The organism is Rhizobium leguminosarum bv. viciae USDA 2370 (genome assembly GCF_002008365.1).
In the GTDB taxonomy this organism is placed as follows: Bacteria; Pseudomonadota; Alphaproteobacteria; order Rhizobiales; family Rhizobiaceae; genus Rhizobium; species Rhizobium leguminosarum.
On record NZ_MRDL01000001.1, the window covers coordinates 345,320 to 352,906 of the forward strand.

3 protein-coding genes are annotated in these 7,587 nt (G+C 62.1%); all 3 read right to left on the reverse strand.

Features of this window, described 5'->3' with window-relative positions:
- Nucleotides 1–9: 9 nt before the first annotated feature.
- Nucleotides 10–5,394, reverse strand: coding sequence for a DUF4082 domain-containing protein (locus BS629_RS01665; RefSeq protein ID WP_018246618.1), 5,385 nt, complete (start codon nt 5,392–5,394; stop codon nt 10–12).
- A 215-nt stretch (nt 5,395–5,609) separates the two neighbouring features.
- Entirely contained in the window at nt 5,610–6,794 is a 1,185-nt protein-coding gene (locus BS629_RS01670; protein ID WP_018246617.1) for a GTP-binding protein, read from the reverse strand.
- Nucleotides 6,795–6,896: 102 nt separating this feature from the next.
- On the reverse strand, nt 6,897–7,587 hold a 691-nt coding region (locus BS629_RS01675; protein WP_143529696.1), incomplete at its 5' end, for a DUF4082 domain-containing protein.

Sequence of the window (7,587 nt, forward strand, 5' to 3'; positions counted from 1 at the left end):
TCGCTTCTTCTACGCCGCGAGCTGCGGTCTGAATGCTACGTCCACATAGTAGTTTGTGCTGTTATAGCTGGCACTTGGGAACAAGCCGCCCGAGCCATAGGCATAGACGCCGTTGTTACCGCTGAGCGCCCTCAAGTCGCCGTTCGTCACATCGGCGCTGAAGTAATTGCCGGTCGCCGAATAATTGCCGTTGGTGCTGTAGGAAACGACATAGGTCGTATCCGCGGCGACCTCCACCTGCTGGGTGAGCGTCGCGGTCTGCCAGCCGCTTGCCGTTTCGTTGCTGAAGCTGACGCTGCCGAGCAATGTGCCCGAGGCGGTCCAGAGATAGCCGTTGTGCGGGCCTGTATTGTCTGCCCCTTTGTAGAAGCGGATGCCGGTGACCCAGCCTGCCGTATCGGCCTGGAATTTCATGCCGAGATTAACTGGCTGGTTGTCGTTGACGGAGACGATTGAAGGCGTCGCATCGGCGGCAAAGAGGTTCTGCTCCGGCCCTCCCGTCTGGCCGCCGTTGATCGTGAGCGCAACCTGCGCCGACGCCGTGCCGCCCTTGCCGTCTGCAATTGCGTAGCTGAAGCTCGCCGGTCCCGAATAGCCTGCCGTCGGCGTGAAGGTCACCATCTGGGCCTGGGCGTCGTATGCGACCGAGCCGTTGACCGCGCCACTGACGCCGGTGATGACAAGCGGATCGCCATCGGCATCGGTGTCGTTTGCCAGGAGCACTGAGGCCTGGATGGTGATCGGCGTGCCGGTATTGGTCGACAAGCCGCTGTCATTGGCGGCGACCGGAACCGCGTTCTGCGCGCCGCCCTGCTGATAGAGCACGTCGACCCAGTAATTGCTCGTATTGTAGGACGCGGTCGGGAACAGACTGCCCGAGCCATAGGCATAAAGGCCGTTGCCGCCGCTCGCAGCACTCGACGGTGCCGTCAGCACGCCGTTCGTATGGTCCGTCGTGAAGTAGTTCGCCGTTGCGGAATAGAATCCGTTCGAATGGTAGCTCGCCACATAGACGGCGCCGGCCATAACATTGATCGGCTGGGTGAAGGAAACCGTCTGCCAGCCGCTCGCCGTCTCGTTGATGAAGGTCGCCTGGGCCAGAACCTGGCCGCTCGCCGTCCAGAGCGAGCCGACATGGGTGCCGGTATCCTGGGCGCTCCTGTAATAGGTGAGCCCGGTGATCTGGCCGCTGGCGGAAGCGATGAACTTGACGCCGAGTTCGACCGAGTTGGCGTCATTGGCGGCGGCAACACCCGACGTATCGGCGCCGCTGAACAGGCTTGACGTCGTTCCCTGCACGGGCGGTGTGCCGACAGTGAGGCTGACGGTGGCCGACGCTACGCCGCCATATCCATCCGCGATCGAATAGGAGAAGCTTGCCGCACCCGTATAACCCGCCGTCGGGGTGAAAATGACGGACTTGGTCTGGCTGTTGAAGGTCACCGTTCCGTTGACGGCACTATTGACGCCGGTGATGCTGAGTGGGTCGCCATCGGCATCGGTGTCGTTTGCAAGCAGGCTGGCTGCGGCAATCGACAGCGCCGTGTTGGAATAGGTCGTGTAGCCATTGTCATTGGCGGCGACCGGCACCGCATTGCTTGTCTGGGTGTAGACGACATCCACCCAGTAGTTCGACGACTGATAGCTGGAGGTCGGGAATGCCGAGCCCCCCACAGCGTAGACGCCGTTGTTGCCGGCGAGCGCCGTCAGTCCGCCGTTGGTATGGGCTGACGTGAAATAATCTGCCGTCGCCACATAGGAGCCTGTAGTGCTGTAGGAGGCGACATAGGTCGTGCCGGCCGCGATATGCACCGGGTTGGTGAATGTCGCGGTCTGCCAGCCGCTTACCGATCCACTGTCGGCGAAGCTGATGGTCGCGACCAGCGTGCCGTCGGACGTCCAGAGGGAGCCGGTATGAGCGCCGGTATCGCCGGCGGTCTTGTAGTAGCGGATGCCGGTAATCATGCCGCTGGACGAAGCGACGAACCTCATCCCGAGTTCCAGCGACTGACCGTCGTTGAAGCTGGCCCCCGTGGGCCCCTCGCTTGATGTAAACAGCGTTTCCCCGGCAGGGCCCTGGTTTACGGTGAGGCTGACGTTGGCCTGATCGGTGCCGCCGCGTCCGTCCGACAGCGTATAGGTGAAGCTTGCCGGACCCGAATAATTGTTGGTGGGCGTGAAGATGACGGTGCCGTTCTGCCTATTGAGCGTCACCGTGCCGTTGATGGCATTGCCGACGGCCGAAATCGTCATTGCATCGCCATTGGGATCCGTATCGTTTCCGATGAGCGATGCAATCGAGATGACGACGCTGTCGTTGCGGGTGATGGTCAGCCCCATATCGTCCGTCGCAACCGGCGCGCTGTTGGGCCCGGCATCGAAGACGACGTCGACCCAGTAGTTGGTGCCGGTGCCGGGGCTCTGGCCGGGAAATGTGCCGGCATTATCGCCATAGGCATAGACGCCGCCGCCATCGACGGCTTTCAGCGCGCCGCTGGCATAGGGGCTGGCGAAATAATTCTCGGTGGCGGAGTAGAAGCCGCCGCTGTGATAGGAGGCCACGTAGGTCGTGCCGGCGGCAATCTGGATCGGGCTGGAGAACAGCACCGTCTGCCAGCCAGACAACGACTCGCCGACCGATACTCCCGTTGCCAGCCGTGTTCCGTCGGCGCTCCAGAGGCTGACGACATGGTCGCCGATATTGTAGAAGCCCTTGTAGAAGCGGATGCCCTCTACGAAGCCTGCCGTCGTCGCCTGGAAGCGCAGGCCGAGCTCGACGGAATCGCGATCGATCGCCAATTCGACCGCCGGCTTTTCCGCCAGCGTCCATAGGCCCTGCGTGCTCGGCAGGGTGACGGTGACCTGCTTGCCGACAGACGGCGCCTCCATATTGACGCTGTCGTCGACGGCCCGTGACATGACCGTGTAGGTTCCGCTCGCCTGGACGACCCAGTTATAGCTCCAGCTCTCGCGGCCAGTAGCCTTGAACCAGTGCTGGCCGCCATCGGTCGAGACTTCGACGCCGGCAATGATGCCGCCGCCGAAATCCTGCGCCGTTCCCGTGATCGTCACATGCTGCCCTTCGAGGAAGCTTGCGCCGACGATCGGCGAGGTGACCGACGAGGTGGGCTTCAGCGTGTCGGTCGATTGTGTCGCAAGGATCAGGCTCGCATCCAGCGTGGTCGGCTGAATGCCCATGTCCGCGAACATGTTGACCATCGCCTGCTGCACGTTGCGATCGGTCGAGGTTGCCGGACCTTGGTGGTTGTCACTCAGCCCCCAGGACCAGAAGACTGTGCCGGCGCCGAAGACCAGCGCGCCGCTTGCCGCCCGGTACATGGTGAGACTATGGGTCGCCACTGCATCGCCGACCGTCGCGCCATAGTCGCGCAGATACGTGCTCACCGAGACCGAGGAGAGCGACAAGTTGATCAGTCCGGCCGGACGGAATCCGTTCTCGACATCGGAATCCCATTCGTAGCCGAGCAGGTTCTGCACGAGATTGTAGGTCTCACCGTCCTGCAGCTCCGAAATGTCGGTATTGCGCCAGAAGCGCAGGTTCGAATAGTCGTAGGGGATGGAGATCGTATCCTGGCGGTAGCTGTCCACCTGGAACATCGTGCCCGTCAGCGCATTCTCCGGTTGCTGCCCCGGATCGGCATAGCGCGGATCGCGCCAGGTGCCGGTGCCGACATTGCTCGGATCCGTGCTCGTACCCCAGGTTTCCTTGTAGCAGACCATGGTGCGGTAGGCCTGGCCACTGCCGTCGATGCTGCTTTCCCAGCGGACCTTCCAGTAGCACTCGTTGCCGCTCCAGAAGGCGAGGTTGACGCCGGCATCGCGCGCCGCCTCGACATTGGCGCGCTGTTCGGCAGACCAATATTCGTCATGCCCGACCGAGAGATAGGCATCGTGGTTGAGCAGCAGCGCGCCGTTGCGCGTCGCATCGACGCCGGAAATATAGGAAACGTCGTAGCCGTTCTGTTCCAGCCACGAAATGGCGGAGGATTCGACGCCGAAAATGTAGTCGTGCGAGCCGCCGATCGGGCTCGTATTGGTAATGATCGGCCTGTTATAGCTGACCGCCGAGGCCCGGCCGATGGCCTGCAGGCCGCAGCTGCAGTTCGGCGGCAGGTAACCGATCATGTCTGCCGGATCGACGGGCACTTGGCCATAATAGAGGCTGGCGCCGCCCCAGGCATTATAGGCCTGCCATGTCGTGTCGGACGTCTGGAAGACGATATTGCTGGTGGAGGCGTCGTCGCGCACGACGAAAGGAATGATGCTGGCGTCTTCAACGCCGTCCTCGCGCACCAGCTTGGCGAAATAGACGCCGGAGACCGCGTCCGTCGGAATCTGCCAGCTCGCCGAGACCGACCAGTTGCCGCAGTCGATGAGGCCGAGCGACATATCGACGATCGGATGCGGCTGGATCTGCGCCGTCGTCAGCGATTGCTCGATGGAGTCGACCTTGCGCGCCCCGTCCCCGCCGTAATAGCCCATGCGGTAGATATCGATGCGGTAATGGGTGGAATCGGTGGCGATCTTGAAATCGACCGTTTGGCCGATATTCGTGCTGATTTCGGTGGCGAAGCCCTGGATGGTGCCGCCGCCGTCGCCCTCCAGACCCCACTCGCTGATCGGGTTGCCCTGCTTCAGGTTTTCGAGCGCGATCTTATTGGGCGTTACCGCCGCGACCGACGCCGCCGAAGTCGCTGCCGCCGAAGCCGCCGAAGTTGCTGTCGCTGGCGCCGCCAATGCCGTCGCGGCGGCGGTCGTCTCAGCAGAAACGTCCTGGCTCGGCTCCACCGAGATGGATGCTATCGAGGCCTGAAGGCGCAATGAAGTCGTGCCGACACTGCTGGAAGAACTGGCCGGCGCCGCCGTCTTAGCGCTGCCGGTGTCGGCATCGCTGGTAACACCCGTCAGCGCCGGAGCGGCAGGCAGTGTTGCAGCCTCCTCGAACGGATCCGGGCCAAGAACGGTGCGCTCGGATGTCGAGGAAGGCGTCTGGAAGACCGTCGCAACCGACGCCGTCTTTGTGGAGGTGTCCTGCGCCCCGCCATCGCCTCCAGGCGCCGGCATTGCCGTCGACGATCCGGCGGACGATTGCATGTCGCCTGATGATATCAGGGAAGATGTGACCGCGCCTGTGAATGAAGATTGGACGGTTGCGCTGACCTGATTGGTAAAGCTTGGGGAACCATCGGTATTCGTCGAAGACACGACCGTCGCGGATCCAAGGACTGCGCTCCAGGCAGCGGATGCACGACAGATACTCAACGTTCCACCAAATGTACTCAGGTACTCACGATTACTGACATGAATTCTCCGCATTAGCGGCGTCCCCTTCCGCATCGGCCAGCCCTTTGGCCGCTGTAGCAAGAGGTTCATTCTGGCACCTTTGCCATGGGAATGTACGACAGCAATCCGGGGTATGAGGGAGGTATCCCCTACGCCCATATGATTACCCTCAACGCGTACCGGGCGACAAAGCCCGAAAGCTGCCTATGGCAACTGCCAAGTTTCTGACGCCGGTTGGAACGGAATTCGGTGCGGGTGCGGCTGGTCGAGGCGGTTAACGCGAGCGTGGTCCTGCGCCGCCCGTGCTACCAGGCAGGAAACGGATCTTCGAGGGTCGCCCAGTCGCGCGGATCGGCGCTGGCGAGGCATCCGTCCAATGCGGTCCGCACACCTGTCTCGTCCATGTCAACACCGATGAACACGAGCTCCTGCCGACGGTCGCCCCAAGCGCTGTCCCACCGGCTCTCGATATGCTGACGAAACTGCTGATGGCTCGGCCAGTCCTGCCGGGGCACGGCTGCCCACCAGAGCCCCATGGGTTCGCAGCGCCGCTGCACCCCGGCAGCCGACATCAAACCCACATGACGCGGGCGCGTGGCAAGCCAGAAATGGCCTTTGGCGCGGATTACCCCCGGCCAAGGCTCGTCCAGAAATGCTCGAAACCGCCTGGGGTCGAAGGGACGCCTCGTGCGATAGACAAAGCTCGATACCCCGTATTCTTCCGTCTCTGGGACATGGTCGCCCGGGTTGTACAGTTCCTTGTGCCACAACGGATGGGCGGCGGCCTTTGCTTCATCGAAGAGGCCCGTATTGAGAACAGTTGCCAGAGAAACCTCGCCGAAATCCGTCTCCACCTGGCGCGCATCCGGGTTGAGCGCGGCGACTATCTTGCGGACTTCCGCACGGATATCTTCGGTCGCGTCCGAGATCTTGTTGATCACGACAATATCGGCAAACTCGATCTGATCCACCAGCAGGTCGATGAGTGTGCGCCGGTCCTCACCGTCGCGCTGCAGGCCGCGGTCGGCAAGCAGATCGGCACTGCTGTAGTCAGCTAACAGGTTTGCGGCATCGACCACGGTGACCATTGTGTCGAGGCTGGCAAAATCGGCGAGCGAGACGCCGTTCTCGTCGCGGAAGGAAAAGGTTGCCGCGATCGGGCATGGCTCGGCAATGCCGGTGCCTTCGATCAACAGATAGTCGTATCGCCGCTCCTCTGCCAGTCGTCGTACTTCCGTCAGAAGGTCATTGCGCAGGGTACAGCATATGCAGCCATTGCTGAGCTCGATCAATGTCTCCGTCGTATGCGACAGGTTGCAGCCGCCGTCTCGAATGAGACTGGCGTCTATGTTCACTTCACTCATATCGTTGACAATGACAGCGACCCGCAGGCCCTGACGGTTATTCAGGACGTGGCTGAGGAGCGTCGTCTTGCCGGCGCCGAGAAAACCGGCAAGCACGGTTACCGGGAGCCGCTCGATCCTGTTCATCGGCATTCCTTGAATGTGGGTGGTCGGAGCGCCCCTCGCCGCGACCAGCATTTGCGTCTTATGAGCCTCATTCGAAACTGGTCCGTAACCTTGTCCTTTGCTTCACCCGACGAGCTGCGGCCGGAAGACGACGTCGGCGTAGTAATTGGTTGAATTGTAGCTGTTGGTCGGGAAGAGACCTGTGGTGGCGGAACCGCCATAGGCATAGAGGCCATTGCCAGTGGCCGGAGCCGTCAACGGGCCGTTGGTGACGGCGGCCGTAAAGAAATTGCTGGTCGCCACGTAAGCGCCTGTCGTGTGATAGGAGGCGACATAGGTTGTGTTGGCGGCGATGGTGACGGGGTTTGTGAAGTTCACCGTCTGCCAGCCGCTCGCGGTGGTGGTGGTGAAGGTGGCGGTGCCGAGCTTGGTGCCCGTCGCGGTCCAAAGGTCGACGACGTTCTGGCCGTTGTCATTGGCGCTGCGATAGAACCTGATGCCTGTGACATCCCCGGCAACGTTCGACGTGAACTTGACGCCGAGCTCGAGCTGCTGACCATCGTTGACGTTGGTCAGGGTCGGCGTGCTGGAGGCAGAGAACAGGCTATAGGTCGTCGGCGCCGTCGACACGGCGATGTTGAAGGTCTCGTTGGCGGCAAGGCCGCCAAGGTCGGTTGCCGTCACCTTGACGCCGTAGGTTCCTGACGTTGTCGGCGTGCCGGAGAACGTGCGTGTCGAGGCGCTGAAGCTCAGCCAGGAAGGCAGCGCCGTGCCGTCGGCAGCGGTTGCCGAATAGGCCAGCGTCTCGCCGCTG